Below are 21338 nucleotides of genomic sequence, written 5' to 3'. Positions count from 1 at the left end.
CATCCCCTATCACCTTAATTCTACTTGTGTGACTTCTCCTCTTACTTCACCACACCGTCCGTCATCGTAAAGCCTTCCAGTGAGCCGGCTTTCACCTGAATACAAACCACACTGATAGCACTATCTGCCGCAGCCGACAATTGGCGTTCTCCTGCCGGAGACACGCGAAGCCAGTCACCCGCCTGCAGCTCTACAGTTTCTCCGTCAATCACCATGGTGCCATGTCCGGAGAGGACGGCATAAATCTCTTCATTTTGCTTGTGCGAATGCACAAAGGGTACTCCCGCACCAGCCGGCAGATTGCTGATGGATACTTCCGCACCGGTCAAATTCAATGAATCGTGCAGCTCGACACGTGCCTCGCCTGCGGGCACATTTACTTTCTGATAGTTCTTCATAATCACTTCTCCTTAGTATGTTTTGATTTACGATTGCAAAGTTAGGCGACTGCCACATGCCACACAATAAGGCACTTGCAAATCAGTCTGTTACCTCCATGTTACCATTATTGGCAAATAAGGAGTTAGAAAAATAAAATTAACAAAATTTATCTCTATCTTTGCCGAAAAAGCAAATATCGACTAAACTCTATAAAACATGAAGATTCTGAAAAAAATTTCAAAAGTAATAGTCATTGTAGTGGCTGTACTGGCAGTCATTTGGTGTGGTTTGTATGTTTACGCCAACTATTTCTATAATGATAAGCAGATTGATGTAGAAAACTTCTACATTGCAGAACTACCGTTAGCCCCCTCACAGTTTGAAGAAGATTTCAAAGAAATACACCAGACCGTCATGGAGAATTATTCATTATACCAAGCCAAACATCTGAATATGGATTCATTGTATCAAGCTTGTAACGCTCGCGTCCGCCAGGCGCAGACCACCACATACTACGGATTGATAGTGCAGGAATACATCTCTGCCTTACAATGCGCCCACGCCATTACCTGCTACAAGATGTACACAGCCAATCAACGCGTAGCCTTTATAGAGGATTCCTTGTTCGTTGACAAACCCAATGACTATCTGACAGAATACGGATTCCAGGACAAAGACCGGATTATAGCTATCAACGGATTCCCCTATAAACAATGGATTGAACAGAACGAAAAATATACCGAAGCATCTACCATCCCCTACAGACGGCTCCGTACAGCCTATGATGCGTTCCGGAGTTATGCAGACACCTTAAGAAACTATACATTGCTGAGAGGGAGCGATACCCTGACCGTCACCCTTCCCTTGAAACAAAGGGACTATTTTCCGGATAACGAAGAACAAACTGTGGAGAGCAGGATATTACAAGACAGCATCGGTTACCTTACCATCAAAACCATGATGAACCCCGTCATGGAAGATTTCAAGGCAGTCTATCCCAAAGTCAAGGATTTACCATACCTCATTATAGACGTACGTAAAAACGGAGGAGGAAACAGCATGAATGGAGTAGACATCTGCAAATACTTCATCCGCGAAGCACAACTACACTGCGTCAGCAAGAACTACATCATGCAACCCGAAACCGACGCCTATAAAGGTAAAATCTACCTGCTGACCGACACTTATACACTCTCTGCTGCCGAAAGCTTCACACTTGACATGAAGGAAAGCGGCCATGTCACCCTCATCGGTGAAGCCACTGGAGGGGATACCGGCAATGAGCCCCGTCCTTTCTGCACTAAACAGCGAACCTATTTCCGTATTCCTACCCGCCAGCCGGATGTCTCTCCCAAAGGTTTCCCTATGGAAGGTATAGGCATACCACCCCATCATCAAGCATCCCAAACCGTAGCAGATTTCATGAAGGATGAAGATACAGTCCTGAATTATGCTGTCGGACTGATAACAGAGAAACAATAATACATTTCCTCAACGAAAAAAAGCCAAGTATCAAAGGTATCTCACCTCACGATACTTGGCTCTTTTATATTGAAAACATTTCTACATTGGCAGTAATATTATGTAACAGTAGTAAATTGTCTGATATCAGAACTAGCGGAAAATTTATGGTATGACGTTCCAAAAAAATGAAATTGTCTCTGCAACAAGTGGATTTATACTTGCCTTATCGTAACGGTGGCATCTACGGACACCCAAACAAGAGATACAGACTTTCCGTTTCATGCGCATATATCTTCCCCCTTCATATTCATGCAATACTGTCATACAAAAATAGGAAGAATAAATCAGAAGAGCAGTACATATACTGCTAATTTATTATAATATAGAATCCTTGCTTGTGGTCTGGAGATTCCGGTTTCATATCGGCACACATTAGGAAAGCATTGTACGGCCCCCACATGGACATGATGAACCAAAGCTGCTCATCATTGTCCTTCTGCGGATGTATGTAAGCGCAATACAAAGCATGATACCTATCTGCTTCCGCCAATACTTTCGGCTCGTCCCAGTATTCATAGGCCTTCATATCCAGAAGATTGTTCTCAAGGAAACGCACCAGATACGCAGCATCACCACGTCCGAGCAGTGTGCCAAGCATATAAATCCATCCGTCACGTTTGGCAATTCCTTCCCTGCATCGGCATCTTTACAACCCGCAACTCCCAATAAGCCGGAAGCTACAATACTATACAGTAAAACTTGTTTTGTTTCCATTCCCAATTCACATTTATCAAATGGGGCTGCCGACGAAACAGCCACTGCCTTGTTTCGTGGACAGACCAACTCTATCTATCTCATTCTTTTATTCTTTCCAGAATAATCAATCCCAATTCAAATTGATCTCCACCCTGGTTGTTTCTCACATGGAAAGTAATAGTATTGGTTTGTTCCGTCAGATTGATATCACCTACATGTACTCTCGTCTTTTCTACTTCTTTACCATTCTTAGTGGAAATCCAATCGGATAACTGTTTCTGTCGCTGCCAAATTTGAAAATCCGCACCATTTGGCTTTTCAAAATAGTTAATCAGCAAACGATACCTGCCTTCGGGCACATCGGTCAGATTGATACGAACCACACCTCCGTGACAGGTGTTCATGCGGATGCCACGATCATTGGATACCTGAATGCCTCCACCCACTGTCATTTCCATCAACTGAGGGAAATAAATATGTTCGGTAGGCAAGTAAACCACACGTTGTTCCGCAGAAGGTTCTTCCCTATTTTGCAAAGGACGGTCAGAGTAAAAGAGACCAATGGAAATATAATCCACCGGGAAGTTATTTTTTACCTCACCGTGTTCCATTCCATGATAGATTTCCTTTTCATAAGACATCTTGTCGACCAAGAAGAAGCGGTAACCGCCGGTACGCGCCATCGGAAGCGAATAGTCCAGACAACCATGAAGAGGAAGACTGTTTCCTCTGTCCCAACGATCCAGGCAAGCATACCAACCGCCGTTATAATAGTCTTCGGAACCGGTACCATGCAGGCGTACCTTCTTATCTACATAGGTCGTATCGTCTCCCTCAAAGAAGAGGGTCATACCCGGACGCAATCCCTGCGCTTGGTGGATGGTGCCTATATAGTGTCCCTTTCCTTTTTGTGCTGCAAACTTATGGAAGGTGCCGAGCGGAGTCTTCTCCCTGCGCCATGTAGAATAGAATTTACCTTCTTGCTTGGCATTGCGCTTGTTACTGTTATAATACACCTTCACATTTACGGAAACAGGGGATTGCTGAACGTCTTCTCTCTTCTTATAAATTATCTTCATGGAAGCCGATTCATCGAAAGGCATCGGCAGGTAACAGTAGTTGGAAGTACCCTGCTTACCCATCAGAATGCTGCGCATGGCTCCTTTGCCATAAGCGTAGCCAAAGAAGTCGGCAACGGGAGCATAGATAGCCTCCACTTTCTCATTGTCCCACCTGGCAGAAAGAAGCACATCCTTGTACAAGCCTTCGAAAGAGCTACCGCCGTCAATCGTCATACCGACAATACGTCCCGGCTCCTCCATCTCAAAGAAAGAAACTTCTTCGCCCGGATTGATGGTGAATGTCTTCTCCATAGTCTGCGTGACGGCAGACTTTCCGAACGTATAGTTGGTGACGGCGGGAGTCAAATCAGCCCATACCTTGTTCACCTCGGCCAGCAAATCCTTATCCTGCTGTGAGAATTCACCGGTATAGGTTTCCACCTTCTTTCCCGGAAGGTTACGGTATTGTATCTGAATGAATTCCAACTTAGGTCCGTCGAAAACAATCTTGCAGGACTTTTTGTACGTAATGGGCAGATAACAATAAAAGCCACCGATTTCATTGCCGCAGACCGGCTTCGTAAACGGATAAACCTTACCGGAAAACAAGTCCGAGAACTTTATTTTCAAACCGGGTTCTTTCTGTCCGTCAAAATAGAAATAAAGCATGTTGTCCGTCGGTGTGGGTGTCCAGATGCGGTTGATGACTCCGGGACCTTCCATCTCGGCAATCACCAGCCTATCATCTTCCTTGCGGAGGAAAGAATAAGTTCCGGCAAAACCATCGTCGTTGCCCCATGTCCTGTCGTAGCTCGAAAACTGCTCCACATAAGAGCCCGTACGATATTCGGGCAGTTTATCCACTCTTTTCAACAACTCCAGCTCGTCTGTCCATCTGTACGGATTCTGAGCCATTACATACGAGCCTGCCCACAAAACGGCAGACAAGAAAACTGAAACTTTCTTTAGGGTAATCTCCATAGATTATTTGTTATATGTTTATTAAAAAGGCAAGGAGAGAATGCCTGCTTAAACGGTATCTCTCCTCACTGACAGTACTATTTCAATAGAAAGGATTACCTGTGTCCATAAAGCCACATCAATTCTCATCTTCTGAAAATACAATGAAATTTACGCCAAAGAATTTGGCCCATTGCACATTGTTCGGACCTGGCCTCATTTCGATATGAACGACACCTTCGTCATTGGGCTCGATGCCCTTGACCTTTACCATTCTATCGAAATTATCGTCATTGACCAGACAAGCAGTGCCATCGTTCTTTCCGATTACATGATACTCGGTCTCCGTTCCACGGTCATTGATGTGGCCATAGAAGTTGAACGTGTATTTTGTTTCCCGAGAGAGACCTGTCAGCTTGAATCCACTGACCGGAATAGCAATGCCGTCGCTGAAGAACATATCCTCAGAAGCTGTATCCGGAAAGCCCAAGTTGTTACTCAAGCCACGAGCCAATTCTCCGGAAAACGGTTTGTCCACTTCGATGCCAAAGGTAGTAGGACGGCCTCTTTGATCAAGCATGTTCACCAATCCGGGGTCTCTAGGATTCCGATAGTTGTTGAACGGAGCTGGAGAGTCGAAGACACCAAAGTCAATGTAACACGTCTTAGGAGTCTTGATAACAGTCAAGTCGCTAAAGTAGCACAACTTGCCATCGGCCGTCTCTACCTTGATGACCGTTTTTCCGACGGCAACAGGCGTAATGACGGCCGCATTGTTTTCTACGCCTTCAATGGTCGCCACATCGGAATCGAGCACACTCCACTTCAACTGATAGGAATCACCCGCCAAGGTGTCAACGGAAGCGGTGACAGTGGCAGTTTCGTCAATCTCCATATAAACCGACGACTGATCGATACGAACAAACTTACGATTGGACAAGTCCACATCATTGTCATCCGAGCAAGACATCAATGTGGCAAACGCTAACGCCATTGTACAAAAAATGAATTTTATTGATTTCATACTTCTTCTCAATTATTTATGCGATTCAGCAGTTGCAACTGATTTCTTTTTTACCGGTTATGAACTAAATGTGATATAGAAACGGGGGCAACTACTGATTCGCATGATTTATTAATATCCGGGAGCTTGTCTCAGTTTAGGATTTATATCCATCTGGGCTTGAGGAACAGGCCACAAATACATTCTCTTATTGAAGGTACGGCTCTTATAATAAGTTCTCTTATAAAAAGCTTTCGGATTGTTCACATCATCACTCTTTTCAGAACCATCATGGTTCATTCCGTACAACTTACCACCCAAATACTTTTCCCCAAGTTTCCAACGACGGATATCATGGAAGCGGATACCTTCGCAATTGAATTCCACACGGCGTTCCTGTTGAATGGCGGCACGCATTTCTTCCTTGCTCAATCCCTCTTTCAAAGCAGGAATCCCGGCTCTTTCTCTTATCAGATTGACATACTTATACACATCGGCCGTAGGAGCTGACGACGATTCGTTCAGTGCTTCCGCATAACCCAGGTAAGCATCGGCCATCCGGTATAAGATACCCGGTTGATATACATACTTGTTTTCCCGGGGGAATACATCCAAAGAGATTCTTTTCCGGACATTATAGCCGTTCTGCGGAGAGTCGAAAGTCATGTCGGTGTCTCTACCTCCCTGCAAAAACTCTACGTGACGGTTATCCACTCCCAACCAAGCACCATTATAAATTACGGAAACATAGAAACGAGGTTCGCGATTACAATACATATTGTAAGTACCCTCTTCGGTCACCGGACTCATGCCGGTCTCTTTGTCAGCCAAGTGTGAAGGTCCTCCTCCGGGCCACTTGGTAGTTCTGAATTCCGTTTCGGTGGAAAATCCCTTCTCCACATATCCCGATTCGGGATTGATAATAGGAGAACCGTCTTCATTATATCCTACGACGGGAACCTCCCCATTCTTCATATAGAACGCATCTACCAATTCTTGGGTAACCCCCATTGCAGCATTTCCACCAATGCCCTTCGGCAAATGATGGTCTTGCCAATAATAGAGGTCTGCATTCTCGGGCCGCCCGAAGACAATCTCCTTATTACCTTCGGAAAAGCGTTTCAATGACATGTTATAATAAGACATGAAAGGGTCAATTGTGCCGTCCGCATTATACTCACAGTATAATTTATATCCGGCGGCCTCGGCAGCCGCTATCAAATCCAGATGGGCGGCTGCCGCTTTCGTCCATTTTTCCGTTTTTTCTTCCGCATCAAACAAATATTCTCCTTCCGAATTTTGCCAGTCCTTGAAATCGGGATTTCCGTTGAACAAAGGGCTTGCAGCATAAAGCAATGTCTTCGCCCGGATAGCCAAAGCCATTATAGAAGTCGCCCTGCCCCAATCGGTATTATTCGAATAGACAGCGGGCAAGCTTTTAGATACTTCCAAAAGTTCATTGTCAATCCAAGCTACAATCTCGTCATAAGGCCGTTGAGGAGTCATCAATTCAGATTCGGGAGCATCAACCGGAAAAATTACCCCGGGAGTAAACGGAATAGGCCCGTATAATTCAATCATTAAAGAATAATAGTAGGCTATCAGGAAACGAACTTCGTATTTCATCTGATGCACATAGGCTTCGGTGAGACCTTTCTCCGGAATAACCTTTGCTTGTTCCAAGAAAATCAGTCCGGCGCGTATCCGCTTGTTAAGTTCTACCCAATAATAGGGATTCCAAGCCGAAATAGGGCTCCAGTTGCCAGTGGTATAGGCATACACATTGGCCCAACCGAAGGGCGACCAGTCCTGAGGAATCGTGATATCATCCCCCATGATATTGTAACCATGGCCTTTAAAATATCCCCACATAGGACTGGGAACAGAAGAATAAACACCGGCCAACCAGTCTTCCGTTCTTATCTTATCGGAAAAAACCATCTCCATGGTCAGCTGATCGTCAGGGGCCTTATCCAGAAAATCGTTGCAACTTGTTGTCAGTGCCATGAAACCCGACAACAAAACGGCTACCAATATAGATTTATATTTTTTCATATATCGTATCTTGTTAGTTATTGAAATTAATGCTGAATCCTATTGACACAGATTTCATCTGAGGATATCTCAATCCATCCGTAGTTTCCAGTTCCGGATCCCAAAGCTTGAAATCGGAGAATGTCAACAGATTGGTTCCCCTTGCAAACAAACGGCAGTCCCGAACCCCAATCTTGCTTGTCCAGCACCGTGGAAGGGTATACCCCAGTTCAAGATTCTTCAACCGCAAGAAACTCATGTCACGCAACCACCAAGTGGAAGCTCTGGAGTTATTAGCCACGGCCTTGTCACCCATGCGGGGCCAGAATACATCTTTCCTCGGATTTTCCGGTGTCCAGCGGTCGTCTATATTCGAGAAGATATTGCCAGCTCCCAATGAAGAACCCGGCAGCCAAGTTTCTCCTCCCAGCAACTGATAAGTCTTGCCGGTACCCTGGAAGAATATGCCAAAATCGACCGCCTTGTATCTGACCGTTGCTCCAAAGCCATAAACCACCTCAGGAATACGCGTACCGCCAATGGCTGTCTCATCCACTGCCGTCACTTCACCGTCACCATTCAAGTCCTTATATTTAATATCCCCCGGACGCAAATTACTCGCATCACTGAAGTTCTGCGCAGGAATGCCTTCCTTCAGCCTGCCGTTCTCGTCAAAGTCATCTTCCGTAAAGAGTCTTTCGGCTATCAGACCGAACATTTGTCCTACCGGTTTGCCGGTGCCCGAACGATAAGTACCGAGGATGGCCGCCGGTTCATCTATTTCCAACACTTTATTGTGGGCATACGTATAGTTGGCCATGGCAGACACAGCCCAGTCTTTATTGAACTGGTGGTTGACATTCAACGAGATGTCAAATCCTTTATTCTCCACCTTACCGAAATTGGCCCAGACACTACGGTTAAATCCTGCCGAACCCGGTACATTCTTACGTTGCATGAAGATGTCTTCTCTCTTTTCCTTAAACACATCTACCACAAGGTTCACACTGTTGTTCCAAAGTCCCAAGTCCAGACCGGCATTCATCTTGGTCACAGTCTCCCAAGTCAGATTATTGACCCCGATTTCACCTTCGGAACGCCCCAAACGATAAACATTGGCATCCGTACCCCAAGTATAGGACCCGGTATCTACAATGGTAGAAATATACGCGAAGCGTCTGCCGCCTCCGATATTACTGTTACCGGCTTTTCCCCAAGTGGCTCTCAGTTTGAGGTTAGATACAATATCGGACAACGGCTTCATGAATTTCTCTGACGATACAATCCATCCTAAAGCCACGGCCGGAAAGAATCCAAACCGTTTGCCACGTGCAAAGTTCTCGGAACCGTTGTAACCAAAATTAAATTCACCTATATAACGGCTGTCGTAAGTATACGAAAACCTTCCAGCTATACCCTGACTCCGGTAAGGGAGAGTTTCGCCCTTGTCATAATCCTTCTGATTATACAAGAACATGGCATTCACGTCATGCATACCTCCGAAAACGCGGTTGTAAGAAAGCATTCCTTCCAGGTAGATACTTTGGTCTCCCCATTCGGCTCCTTTGGCATAGCCCAAGAACTCCTGACCGTTTTCCTGTACATCGGTAACAATGTTGCCATCCTCATCGCGCGATGTTGCCGGATTATAGTAATAAGGATTCTTGGAACGCGTCACCGAATTGGCAGAGAACTTATCAAACGAAAAAGTCACTTTCGCCTTCAAACCGGGTGTGATGAATTTCAAATCCTGCTCAAGAGAAGTCAAGGACTCGATTTTATTGTGGTTCATCTTTTCATATCCGCGTTGCGTGGCCCAGGCCCAAGGGTTCTCCTTGAACTTCACACGCGGAATGCGACCATCGGAATAAATAGCCGGATGCACATAGGGCGGAACACGCATCGCCTGATAGAAAATACCGGCATTTGTTTCGTTACTTCCCGGAGGCGCATTCCTGGTTTGCAGAAAGACTCCTACATTAGCGCGAAACAGCGTGGTCGGAGTCAGATTCACGTCGACGTTGGAACGTACCGTATATCGGTTCACTTTCAATGAAGAGTCCCATTCCTGATTTTTGTCGCGCTCAATAATACCATTCTCATTATAATATCCCACCACCAGCGAATAACGCAGGATATCCGTACCACCATTGACACTGACGTTGGCCTTCGTATTGTCTGCATGGTCCTTCGACACGACATCCCACCAGTTTACATCCGGATACAGTTCCGGGTCGGTCTGATTCTGATAGTTCAGCAAAGTGGCATCGCTCACGAACGGAGCTCTTCCTTGCTCGGCATACATCTCATTAATCAATTGCAGGTATTTCACACTACCAATATAATCGGGTATCTTGATGGGTTGCGTAAAGGAGTGTTCAAAACGTACATCTACCTGAGGCTTTCCGATTTTACCGCGCTTGGTTTCAATCATCACCACCCCATTAGCACCGCGTACGCCGTAAACGGCACTGGCGGCAGCATCCTTCAAGACAGAGAAAGAAGCTATTTCCTCGGGGTCGATATCGTGAAGCGACCTTTCGATACCGTCCACCAACACCAGCGGATTGGTATTTCCTGTAAAACTACTGATACCACGAATCCAGAAATCCGAATTATTAAACCAAGGGTCACCGCTTCTTTGAACTGCAATAACACCAGGTACCATACCTGCCAAATTATTGCTTAAGGAACGGCTGGGAGCCGCAGCAAGCTTGGCAGGCTCAATGTTGGTGATGGAGCCAACCACGGAAGCCTTCTTCTGCGTACCGAAGCCCACTACCACCACTTCGTCAAGGGCCGCCACGTCTTCTTCCATGGATACGTCGACAATACCCTTCGAACCGACCGGCAATACTTTATCCTTAAAACCGATATAAGAAAACTTCAAGGAAGGCTTCTCACCACTCAATACAATCGTATACGTGCCGTTGATATCGGTAATCACGCCATTGGAGGGATTATTGACCTCCGTCACGTTTACTCCGATGAGCAATTCACCTTGTGCGTCCATCACACGTCCGGTCACCTTCTTGGGCGACTGTGCAAGTGCATAATGCATATTCCCGATAAAAATTAAAAATACCAGGAGACATTTCATCGGTTGCTGCTGAAAAATGTTTTTCATATTAGAAACTATTATTATGATTTACTAATTGTATAGAAAGCCATACAACCTATTACCGGCACCATAGCAGTGCCATCATGCTGGCACTATTGTGCCAATCTATTGGCAACATTGTGCCAAAGCGATGGCACAGTCTTGCCACTACGTTGGCAAGACTTAAGAAAAACAGCAATACTTAAATACGGCTCTATACGAAAGAAAGAATCCCTCTTATTCGTTCCCCCAAAGCGTAGCTTTATTACCCTTAGCTTTACGCCAAGCGTCACGCCAACGATGTATGTCCATGTGATTGATGAAAGGCTTCGGTGCCCTTTGTGCCTTTGTAGGAGCTTCGGGAAGAGATACTGCCGAATCCTGATACCAATAGGCGACGGTGGCCAAATCCAAGGTCAGGTTATTGTTGGAACCATGCTCTATCGTGCCTTTCACACTCTTCTCAAAGAAGACGGGATCGGCTATGAAGAAGCGGTAGACATGGGTACGTCCCAGCCAGCCTATGTCATTATTAACGCGCGGATACCCGAAATAAGGATGCGAGAACGGCTCTTTAGGGCACCAGGAAGTGTTGAAGAAGTCTTCCGTGCCCGTTCCTATCAACGAAGGCGTTTCCTCTCCGTCAATGAACCACATATCATCCCCTTCGCCATACCACATAGTGGTAGGGCAGTGCACATAGTAGTTGATGCCCACGAAATGCCCTTTTCCTTGTGTGTCTACGAAAACGTAATTGTCCTTACCGGTAGTATTCGGTTTCTGCTCTCCGGTAAGTCCCCATTCCGTTTCACCTTCGGGAAGGGCCTCCGTGAGGTTATGGTTGTACCATGCATGGAATCTGCCCATATCCTTGGGAAGCTTGTCCATTTCCAAATAATCCACGTAGAAATAGAAGGCATCAATGTTCCGGTCGGTTTGATTCTCGATTTCGATACGTGCGCCCTTCTCAAAAGGCATAGTGAAATAGCACGACATGCCTGTACCGTTTTCGGGACCTGACGAAAGGGGCAATGACGCATAATTATATCTTTCGTCCCATCCTTGCCCGAAGAAAGGCCCGATAGGAGACTCTACCGAAGGATAGTCGTTTCCATCCCAGTACATACGGATGATGATGTCGTTTCTGCTCAACGTGGGAGGAGGAGGCGCAATGGTCACCCAGATATGGTTGATGGCTCCTGCCCCCTTGATGTCCGCGATAATCCGCTTTTCACCCGGCTTGAAAGGTTCCAGATGGTCTCTGTTGCCTCCCGTGGAATCGGTACTGGAGATTCTCTTGTTTCTTACACCCGATTTCAACTTTGCCAAATCAAACATTTCGTTCGTCATGCCCGACTGTGCAAAAACAGCAGGAAAGTACAATCCTAGGACAAGGGAGAGTAACAAACTGACTTTCATAATCTTTCTCATTGTCTTTGTTTTATTAGTGAATAAATAATGGTTGTTGATATGTTTCTCCGTTCAATTCCATACCTTGCCCGCTATGTTATATCGTTTCACGTCAATGTTGCCATAAACCACATTCAACACAGGCTTTCCTGCTTTCCATTCAATGGTTCCGAAACCGGTATCAGTACTGATGAAACTTTTGAAATCACCAATCTTAGAATCGATGTACATGGTTTTGTCAACAGCATCATACCGCACTCCTGTAAGCCCCTGCAACATTCCATAGCTTGCCATGGCACGTGCATACCAGTGGCCGCACTCTATCTCATTGAACGGGTTTCTTACTCTTCCATCATATCTCTTACGGCATTCACGGACAATATCCAAGCCCTTTTCCACCTCACCTTTCATCATCAGATGACTGGCAACCTGATATTCGATACCGGTCCAGACCTCGTTGCTGTATACAAAAGGCAGTGACAGCATACCACCCTTCGGCCATGTGCAAAGCAATAATCCGCCATCCTTACCACAAGCATACACCGGTCTTTGAGGATTGAAATGGTCTATCAAGTCATGTTTCAGATTGTATTTGTGTACGGCCACCAGATGGCTCCTGACCTTTTCATTGTCCAGCACTTCATTCAGTCCGCATACGGAAGCCATCCACATCCCTAAAATTCCATCGGACAGACAACCGGTACCGTATTGGTATTTCGGTCCTTCTTCCTTCAGCAATTTCAGGGCCTCTTCGGAATAACTTCCCCCGAAAGACATTACATCAACCGGATTGGGAGCCTGAAGCCCTTCCCACTGAATTTTCTGTATGAAATATTCTCCATCGAAGAGTGCAGTTTCCATGTATTTCCTGCCCTTTGACAGCAGGGCCGTATATTCCTTGACGGGTTGCTTCAGCTCCTTGCCCATCTCTATAAACGCAGTCAAAGCTCCCAAATAGAAACTTGTACACATGCCGTCCGGTCCCCAGAACTCGATGTCATAAGTATTGTGGTGCGGCTCTTCAAGACAGCCCTTATGTAAGGGGTCCCATGTACGGATGCAATAGTCCAGGCTCTTCTTCACTGCTGGGAAAAGGTCTTTCATCCACTGCGTGTCCCCGCTGATACGCCATTCACGGTAAACTTTCATAATCCCGCCCAACTGTCCGTCGGCAGCAGCATGGAAGTTGTGGGGCGGTGCCGAAATAGGCAAGTTTACTCTAAAATTCTGGTGTCCTTCCGTATTCTGGCTTACCCTGAATTCCGTTTCACGCAAGGTTCTTTCCAAAGACGGGAACAAATGGGGCAAAGCCTGTGCATAATTCCACACATGCGTACAACTTCCGTGACAAGAGCCAAAAGAATCCTGGCATCCTTCCCAAGCCCAGAATCTTCCATCCCATTGGCGCAATACCGTAGGAGATTTCAATATAGTCAAATTAGCAGCGACAGCCTCCAATACTTCTGCCGGCAAAGAGGAACTATAGAATGCATCACTGAACAGCCGGCTGTTCTTTTCCAGCATCGCCCGGTTTGCATCCCAATAGCCGATAACCTCATTCAAACTCTTGAAGCGCTCCGAGTACCAAGGTCTGTAGGTAGCTTCGGCATCTTCTTCATCTGCCGGGAATTGTTTTTCTTCTTCGGAAGAATCCACAACCTGCCAGTCTCCCCAGCCGTTGCTTTCAAAATCGGCAAGTAAGGTGGATGTAGAAGACAAGTTGTAAATATCTTCATTCCTATTGTCTGTCAACACAAACTGGTCGGCCAGAATATGTCCCCACGGGTAAACATCCAAATCAATGACTTTCACAAAAGCCTTCTTTCCTTGATAAGGTTTCAAATCCCATACGGTTTCACTCAGAGTCTCCGTCTGGTTTCCGACCGCCGTCTCTACAATCTTTCCGTCTACTACAAGATTTACAGAAGTACGGTCAGCCTGACTGCCTCCACCTACCAGAAACTTCAGATATCTTTTCCCAATATTAAACTCAGGAGACTGAATAATACCCGTCAGTCCATCTCCACCCTTATCGAACGAGTTCAGCAACTGCTTGCCGGCAAAGCCGCTCACAGGTTGCTGACCGGAAGCCGTTCCCTTGCAAGGCATTCCTGTAAATGCCTGTCCTGCTTTTCTGGCACCACCGATAGAAAGGTTTGAATCGGGCAGATACCAACAAAAATTTACCCTGACTGTTTTCGTCTCTCCCGGCTGCAACGTCAGCGGAACATAAACAGACGCTCCCGGAGCAACACCCTTAACCGGCTGCTTATCAGCGATCCGCCCATAGCGGATATTATCCCAAGCCATAGTCTGCGGATCGAACCACGCACCACGGAACCAACAATGGTCTACGACGGCAGCATCATTGTCCACATAAATGGCCAGTCCGCTGTTGTTCTGGTCGGATTCTAAAACAAATCCGTTCTTTACTCCTTGAATAGTGCCCTGACCATCAATGAAATTTTTGGTATTATAAGAAAATACCGTCTCGATAGCCTTACTGGAAGTGTTTGCAAACTGATATTCCAGTACTCCAACCGGCAAGCTGGAATTGTCCGCATCCGTCGGAATAAAAGGACTCCAACCCGTAATCTTTGCCACCAAAGGCATATCCTTGTCTCTTAAATCAATAGTCGCAAAAGGAAAACGTGTCTGGAAAACCGCCTCCTCAAAGCGGGGAAGACCATACGTCTTGTCTCCCCTACCCAGACCACTCTGTGCAGGACCAAACCACTTCCACGTTGGAACCTGCCCTTCCAATACCTTTGCCCCGTTTTCAACACCCTTTACATAAATCGCGGCAAAGGTATACGGCTCATTCATCACGTCTGGATGGTGCCTGAGAGACACATGAGAAATGGCACCGGTTCCTTCCAAACAGAACATTCCGGCACCGATTCCCCCTATAGGAAATGCAATCTTGTCCAGATATTCCTTTTGATACTTACCATTAAACTCCCGTTCTTCACTGTTCCGGGACATCGCTTTACCCGGAAACAGCATAGTCACATTGAATAGGGCCAATAAAGTCAAAGTTAATCTTACCATAATTGAATTAGTTATGTTTATGAATAGTTATTTTATTTGTGCAATCAAAATTCTCCCATATACTATCTCGCAGGCATACCCTTTATCATCAGTAACCATATTGCTGAATGACAATCCATCTTCCAAATCATTATCCTCCGAGAAAGCCAGTACGTTCGCTTTGACTTGCCTCAGCTGAATAACTTTCACCTACACTCTTTCTAACCAGCAAACAATCTATGGCATCAATATCCTAAAAATCAATATTGTTGATACAATTTTTGTATCCCTATTTGGAATCAGATGAGTATCCAAAGGTATAATTTCATCAATAGGAATATAAGTCTCAGTTTCTTGTTCAGAAGTATAGGAAACAAATAAAAGTATAAACGAAGAGAATGCTGTAAATAATATGTTTTTCATGTCTATTGATTAATAGAGAATGAGCTGACTCAGAAAAATACCAATAAAAGCCCACTCTCTATCATTAACTACAAAAATCCTTCTCGAAACTATTCGACATTAACTATTACACCCTCAGAAGTAACACTGGATGTACGCCCTGTTTCTTGGTTTTCCTCAGTAAAAGTACCTACCAATTTAACGATATAGCGATACTTCTTAGCTGGATCAATAGTGAAAGTATGAGAGGTTTCCTCATTTACCAAGGTTATTCTATCCCTATAAATATTATTTTCCACTATTTGAATCTGTACTGAAATAGGACGTCTGAAGTCTTCTGGAATTACTGAAGGAATACTCCAAGTCAATGTCACTGTAGTAGCATTATCTTGAATATACTGCACATTCTCAGGCATAGGCATAAAATAATTCAAGCCTTTGTCATCAAGCACATCTCTGTCATAACAGCTGGACAGTGATAACACTACCAACAACATTGTAAAAATGGTTACTATCTTTTTCATAATTTTCTTCTTAATAGTTCATTAAACATTAATATCCCGGATTCTGCGTATAGTTACCCTTTGAATAATTCATTTGTGGTTGGGAAATCGGGAAGTACTCATCACGACCGGCAGTAAAACGAGCATCATTGAACCAATCGAAGCGAGTTCTTTCAATAGCAAAGTATTCGTTGATTGTCTTTTCCAACAATCCCCAACGCTGCAAATCAAAGAAACGATGACCTTCGCAAGCAAATTCAAGACGATTTTCCCACATTAAGGCTTTCCATGCAAAGTCCTTAGTCCAATTACAGTTAATACCCGGCTGATAAGTAGCAATATGATAATTCATTGTATATGAACCGTCAGCTTGAGTCAAACGAACCAAACTATTGGCAGCACGAGTACGAATCTGGTTAATATATGGAAGGGCTTCCATTTCTCTGTCCAATTGAATCAAAATCTCGGCTTTCCACAACAACACGTCATCGTAACGAATCATCTTCTTATTCATAGAATTAAATTGCCATCCATCATAAGCAATGCAACCACAATCAGGATGTGGCATGTCTTTGATGGGTTTCAAGAAACTATAAGTAATCGGATCACGAGTAGCGGTTGAATGGAATAATAAATCAGGATCATACTTCCAAGGCTGTCCAGGAGCTACGATAGTATGGCTAAATCGGGGATCCCACGTATACTTATCAAAGTAAGGCTTAGCGCCAGAATTAACGATATCCAAATTATAAGAACCATCTGAATTTTTAATATATTGACCATAATCATCCTCATTATAATCCTCGAAACGGGGTAAACCATTTTCATCAGTCTTAAACGCATTAGTCAACGTATAGCTAGCATGGTTAAAGTCACAACACTTAAATACAAAATTACCAGGTTGTATTTCGGGCCACATCCATGGATGATTCAAACCTTCAGCGCGATTAAATCGACCTGCTGTATGAAAATTATTATCAAGAGCAAATTGTAATTCCCAAATGGATTCTTTAGTAGCATTATCATACTCTACCAAAAAGTTATTACCAAAATCAGATTCCAAACCTACACGACCACCTTCTTGATCAATAATTTTATCAATATAAGGCAAAGCTTCTGCAAGCAATTCCTTATTGATATTTATCACCTGATGACGGTCATCCTGTTCGTAAGCCATATTTAATATTGTCCTAGCAACCATAGCAGTAGCAGCATTACGGCTTACACGACCTTTATCCATCTGATCCAAAGGCAATAATTCCTCGGCTTTTTTAAAATCATCAAGAATACGTTGCCATAAGTAAAGGTCATTTCCCTTATCCAATTCACGGTTAGGTACTGCTTCAAAAGCATCTGACATACCTACCACATTCTCATCAATATAGGGTACATACTTCCAAAGTTTTTTCAAACGATACAACGTAAATGAACGAATAAAGAGCATCTCACCCATAAAGCTGTTCTTATTAGGCAATTCTTCTTCCGTAAAATCTGCCATTCTTTGAATTGCTGTATTACATCTTTGGATAACCTGATAAGAATTATACCAAGTTCCATCCAATGCACCGGTATTAGGATTTACATAAGTAAAAAGTGATATATTACCAAAAGAACCTACGGCATCAGCAACGCCACCACCACCTTTATAACAATCATCTGAACGCATAGAACCACTCCACCAATACATGTAAGGAGAGGAATCCAATGAACCCATCTCACACATACGGGCATAAGCTGCTGTGACAAAACCTTCTATATCACTAGGTTTGTTTAGTATATTTTGATCCAAAACTTGTTTAGGATTGATATCCAAATATGAATCACAACTGCTGACTCCCAACAGAGAGCATAGAACAATTGACAAAGTTATATACTTGCTTTTCATAATAATTTATTTAATTAAGTTTAAAAAGAAACATTGATACCGAAATTGAAAGTAAACGGTGTCAGATAATGATAAGAAGGTCTTTCAGGATCGAAACTTGTATATTTGTCGTTTCCCCAAAATTTCTTCAAAGTAAATACATTGTGTGCAGCAGCATACAAACGCAGATTACTCATATGCATTTTTCTGATTAGCTTAGTTGGGAATGTATAACCTAATTCAATATTTCTCAACTTAATGTATGAACCATCTTCTATGAACCAAGAAGAGAATCTTTGTTCCTGATTAGCAGTATTATTCGATATAGCCGGAATATCAGAATTCGGATTGTCAGGTGACCAACCGCCCAACATACGAGTTGCATGATTTTTCCATGCCGGATTGGTGAAAAGCCAAATATCACTCTCTTTCTTCCAGTCGCTATTTACATCATTACCGAACATACCCTCAAAGAACAAGTTCAAATCAAAACCTTTATAAGCAAAATCCAAATTAAGGCCTCCAAAGAAATCCGGGTCATAGCAACCTATCCAAGTTCTGTCATATGTTTCATTGATTACACCATCACCATCCAAGTCCTTGTAGCGAATACGTCCAACGGCTTTACCTGGCTGGTCTGCATGAGCATCAACTTCCTCTTGAGTCTTGAAAATACCATCAGCTACCAAACCATAAGCAGAATTTGGAGAACGTCCTAAAATCAAATCGTGTACACCATCACCAGCATACTTATTGATTACATTGGAAGGAAGGTCAGTCAATTCAGTTTTGTATGTACCAATATTGGCACTAACAGCCCACTGGAATTCACTGGAGGGGTCACTCTTGAAAGATACTGTAAATTCTACACCTTGGTTATTCATACTAGCACCATTAACCCAAGGCTCACCACCTTCACCCATTGCTGCGATATATGGAGTCTGGACCAAGATATCATTTGTTTTCTTATAGTAATAGTCAAAAGAACCGGTCAAACGTTGATTGAAAAATCCAAAGTCAACGCCGAAGTCTGTTTGTTTGGTTGTTTCCCATTTCAAATCAGGGTTACCAATCCAAGTTCTTCTATAGCCAGACTGCAAAGCACCGGTTGCTTGTCCCTTAATAGGATAAGCAGTATCAAAATAGTTAGTAGTAAACGGAGTAGTCGTATAACCACGGGGCAATCCTTGTACACTACCGTTTGCACCCCAACTGAGACGAATCTTCAAATCAGACAGCCAATCAGCATCTTCCATAAAAGCTTCATCCTTAATTCTCCAACCAGCAGAAAATGCTGGAAATACACCATAACGATTATTGACACCAAACAAAGAAGAGCCATCACGACGTACAGTCGCAGACAACAAATATTTGCCAGCATATGAATAATTGGCCTTGGCAAAAAGAGAGAAATAAGTATATTCATCAGCAGAACTACTTACATCAATTTCATCACCGGTAGCAACACTAAGACCGGCAAAATCACGGTCTTCCAAATAAAGACCTTCTCTACTTGCATAAAAACCTTCTTGTACATAACGGGTAAACTCACTACCAAATACAGCATCAATGTGGTGTTTTCCAAAACTTTTATTGTAAGACAAAGTATTAGTCCATACATAATTTAACGGATGAGATTGGTTATTTCTTACATAGTTCTTGTCATTGCCTCTAAAACCAGTTTCCATATAAGCACCATCTACAGTTCTACTATAAGAATTACTGTAATTTATACCAAATTGGGTTCTGGCTGATATGCCGTTCCAAATATTCAAATCTGCAAAAACATTACCAATAATTTTCACATAATTATTGATGTTGTCTTTACCCATAGTCATTTTACGTACCGGATTATCAAAATCATCAAGCCCAGCAGGACCGGCCCAATTACCATTCACATCATAAACAGGAACCATGGGTGGCATAATCATTGCAAGAAAAGTTTCCAACTGACTTTTATATTGCAAATAAGAAATGGCCAAATTTTCTCCAACTTTCAAACGATCTTTAATCAAACTATATTCCGTGTTAGCACGTACAGAATATTGCTTGAAAAAAGAATGAATTTGTGTACCTTGGTTGTTAGTATATCCTAATGAAAACAAACTTTTAGCTTTATCCGAACCGTTAGAAATAGTCAACTGATGATTTGTAGAAACTGCTGTACGGAAAATCTCGTCCATCCAATTTGTATCAGTTGCTTTTACCAATTGATTATTATCCAAATATTCTTTCATTTTCATATTATCCAATACCAGCATTCCATTATCACCTCTATGATACTCATACTCAAAGCCATTGGGTAATAATAGGCCTGAACCATAAGCCCACTCATCATAAGCTGCTGCACGGAAGGCAGCAGTACCCCATTCTGTGGCGTTCATCATTTCTGGTCTATTTATTATAGAACTTACAGAAACACTACCATTATAATCAATAGTAGTCTTACCAGCTCTACCTTTTTTAGTTTGGACTAAAATCACACCACCAGAAGCACGTGCACCATAAATTGAGGCAGAAGCAGCATCTTTTAATACCTGAATAGATTCAATATCTCCAGAATTTATGTCACGTAGATTCAAACCTTCAGCTGGGATACCATCCAATACTATTAATGGAGTAACAGCTCCAGACAAAGAAGAAAGACCGCGAATTTGAATACCTATATCTTCAACAGGATTACCGCCATTGTTACTAATTTTCACCCCGGCCATCTTACCCTGCATAGCTTTCATAACATTAGCAGAAGTCTTTTTAATGTCTTTTGAATCCGCCAACGCAACCGATCCGGTTAAGTCAGCTTTTCTCTGAGTCATATAACCAGTATATACTACGACTTCAGACAACATCGTAGCATCACTTTTCATAATAACATCCAAAGTTCTCAAACCTTTAACAGAATATTCTTCTGTTTTTTGACCAATATAAGAAAAGACTAATACAGCATTATCAGAAGATATTCTTATCGAATATTTCCCCTCTACATCAGTAGTTGTACCTATAGTAGTTCCTTTAACGACAACATTCACCCCAATAAGAGGCTCATTCGTCCCCTCTTCTAGAACCGTTCCTTGTATTATTCTCGCTTGTTGAATCTCATTAGAAGTATCTACACCATGCTCGGATACTTGAACAGATTCATTTGTCCCCAATGCAGCGGTTGCAAGGGGTAAATAATCCCCTGCATACACTGCAAATGATAGCATTGATGCCAATGCTATGAAACCATTCCTTTTAAAAGAACTCCTCATAATACTTTGATTTAATAGTTAATAAAAAACAACGTAATCTTAAGAAACTGTTTAAAAATTACACAATAATTTTGTTAAGCATGATTTTGCAGAAAGCAAGTTGAACCATAGCCTCTGCA

Annotated in this window: 13 protein-coding genes; 1 reads left to right on the top strand and 12 read right to left on the bottom strand. The window is 43.3% G+C overall.

Going from position 1 to position 21338, the window contains the following annotated elements:
• Positions 1-41: 41 nt before the first annotated feature.
• On the bottom strand, positions 42-398 hold the full coding sequence (locus M1B78_RS15895; RefSeq protein WP_257941202.1) for a cupin domain-containing protein: 357 nt from the start codon (positions 396-398) through the stop codon (positions 42-44).
• A 199-nt stretch (positions 399-597) separates the two neighbouring features.
• Between M1B78_RS15895 and M1B78_RS15890 the strand changes: the two genes are divergently transcribed.
• Positions 598-1863: a S41 family peptidase gene (locus M1B78_RS15890; RefSeq protein ID WP_257941201.1), complete on the top strand. Its 1266-nt coding sequence runs from the start codon at positions 598-600 to the stop codon at positions 1861-1863.
• 349 nt (positions 1864-2212) lie between these two features.
• Here the strand turns inward: M1B78_RS15890 and M1B78_RS15885 are convergent, their stop codons facing one another.
• From M1B78_RS15885 to M1B78_RS15835, 11 genes are all read right to left on the bottom strand, one after another.
• Positions 2213-2503, bottom strand: a complete 291-nt coding sequence (locus M1B78_RS15885; RefSeq protein ID WP_257941200.1) for a DUF4185 domain-containing protein — start codon at positions 2501-2503, stop codon at positions 2213-2215.
• A gap of 196 nt (positions 2504-2699) precedes the next feature.
• On the bottom strand, positions 2700-4643 hold the full coding sequence (locus M1B78_RS15880; RefSeq protein WP_257941199.1) for a glycoside hydrolase family 172 protein: 1944 nt from the start codon (positions 4641-4643) through the stop codon (positions 2700-2702).
• Between the two features lie 118 nt (positions 4644-4761).
• Entirely contained in the window at positions 4762-5646 is an 885-nt protein-coding gene (locus tag M1B78_RS15875; RefSeq protein ID WP_257941198.1) for an Ig-like domain-containing protein, read from the bottom strand.
• A 111-nt stretch (positions 5647-5757) separates the two neighbouring features.
• On the bottom strand, positions 5758-7680 hold the full coding sequence (locus M1B78_RS15870; protein WP_257941197.1) for a RagB/SusD family nutrient uptake outer membrane protein: 1923 nt from the start codon (positions 7678-7680) through the stop codon (positions 5758-5760).
• 13 nt (positions 7681-7693) lie between these two features.
• Positions 7694-10786: a SusC/RagA family TonB-linked outer membrane protein gene (locus M1B78_RS15865; RefSeq protein ID WP_257941196.1), complete on the bottom strand. Its 3093-nt coding sequence runs from the start codon at positions 10784-10786 to the stop codon at positions 7694-7696.
• Between the two features lie 210 nt (positions 10787-10996).
• Positions 10997-12190 carry a glycoside hydrolase family 172 protein gene (locus M1B78_RS15860; RefSeq protein ID WP_257941195.1) on the bottom strand — a complete coding sequence of 398 codons (1194 nt, stop codon included), beginning with the start codon at positions 12188-12190 and terminating at the stop codon, positions 10997-10999.
• A 51-nt stretch (positions 12191-12241) separates the two neighbouring features.
• Complete coding sequence (locus tag M1B78_RS15855) at positions 12242-15220, bottom strand: non-lysosomal glucosylceramidase (RefSeq protein WP_257941194.1); 2979 nt, start codon at positions 15218-15220, stop codon at positions 12242-12244.
• 27 nt (positions 15221-15247) lie between these two features.
• Positions 15248-15409, bottom strand: coding sequence for a DUF4185 domain-containing protein (locus tag M1B78_RS15850; RefSeq protein ID WP_257932560.1), 162 nt, complete (start codon positions 15407-15409; stop codon positions 15248-15250).
• A gap of 302 nt (positions 15410-15711) precedes the next feature.
• Positions 15712-16125, bottom strand: a complete 414-nt coding sequence (locus tag M1B78_RS15845) for a DUF4945 domain-containing protein (protein WP_257941193.1) — start codon at positions 16123-16125, stop codon at positions 15712-15714.
• Between the two features lie 28 nt (positions 16126-16153).
• Entirely contained in the window at positions 16154-17989 is a 1836-nt protein-coding gene (locus M1B78_RS15840) for a RagB/SusD family nutrient uptake outer membrane protein (RefSeq protein WP_257941192.1), read from the bottom strand.
• Between the two features lie 20 nt (positions 17990-18009).
• Positions 18010-21219: a SusC/RagA family TonB-linked outer membrane protein gene (locus M1B78_RS15835; RefSeq protein ID WP_257941191.1), complete on the bottom strand. Its 3210-nt coding sequence runs from the start codon at positions 21217-21219 to the stop codon at positions 18010-18012.
• Positions 21220-21338: the final 119 nt, after the last annotated feature.

This window comes from Bacteroides muris (ex Fokt et al. 2023), assembly GCF_024704895.1.
In the GTDB taxonomy this organism is placed as follows: domain Bacteria; phylum Bacteroidota; class Bacteroidia; order Bacteroidales; family Bacteroidaceae; genus Bacteroides; species Bacteroides muris.
The sequence above is the reverse complement of the archived record's forward strand: the minus strand, read 5'-3'. Positions and strand labels throughout refer to the sequence as shown.

What these genes read in the sequence shown, in the direction of transcription:
- M1B78_RS15895 (WP_257941202.1), bottom strand. Translation starts at nt 398, where the DNA reads ATGAAGAACTATCAGAAAGTAAATGTGCCCGCAGGCGAGGCACGTGTC.
- M1B78_RS15890 (WP_257941201.1), top strand. Translation starts at nt 598, where the DNA reads ATGAAGATTCTGAAAAAAATTTCAAAAGTAATAGTCATTGTAGTGGCT.
- M1B78_RS15885 (WP_257941200.1), bottom strand. Translation starts at nt 2,503, where the DNA reads ATGCTTGGCACACTGCTCGGACGTGGTGATGCTGCGTATCTGGTGCGT.
- M1B78_RS15880 (WP_257941199.1), bottom strand. Translation starts at nt 4,643, where the DNA reads ATGGAGATTACCCTAAAGAAAGTTTCAGTTTTCTTGTCTGCCGTTTTG.
- M1B78_RS15875 (WP_257941198.1), bottom strand. Translation starts at nt 5,646, where the DNA reads ATGAAATCAATAAAATTCATTTTTTGTACAATGGCGTTAGCGTTTGCC.
- M1B78_RS15870 (WP_257941197.1), bottom strand. Translation starts at nt 7,680, where the DNA reads ATGAAAAAATATAAATCTATATTGGTAGCCGTTTTGTTGTCGGGTTTC.
- M1B78_RS15865 (WP_257941196.1), bottom strand. Translation starts at nt 10,786, where the DNA reads ATGAAAAACATTTTTCAGCAGCAACCGATGAAATGTCTCCTGGTATTT.
- M1B78_RS15860 (WP_257941195.1), bottom strand. Translation starts at nt 12,190, where the DNA reads ATGAGAAAGATTATGAAAGTCAGTTTGTTACTCTCCCTTGTCCTAGGA.
- M1B78_RS15855 (WP_257941194.1), bottom strand. Translation starts at nt 15,220, where the DNA reads ATGGTAAGATTAACTTTGACTTTATTGGCCCTATTCAATGTGACTATG.
- M1B78_RS15845 (WP_257941193.1), bottom strand. Translation starts at nt 16,125, where the DNA reads ATGAAAAAGATAGTAACCATTTTTACAATGTTGTTGGTAGTGTTATCA.
- M1B78_RS15840 (WP_257941192.1), bottom strand. Translation starts at nt 17,989, where the DNA reads ATGAAAAGCAAGTATATAACTTTGTCAATTGTTCTATGCTCTCTGTTG.
- M1B78_RS15835 (WP_257941191.1), bottom strand. Translation starts at nt 21,219, where the DNA reads ATGAGGAGTTCTTTTAAAAGGAATGGTTTCATAGCATTGGCATCAATG.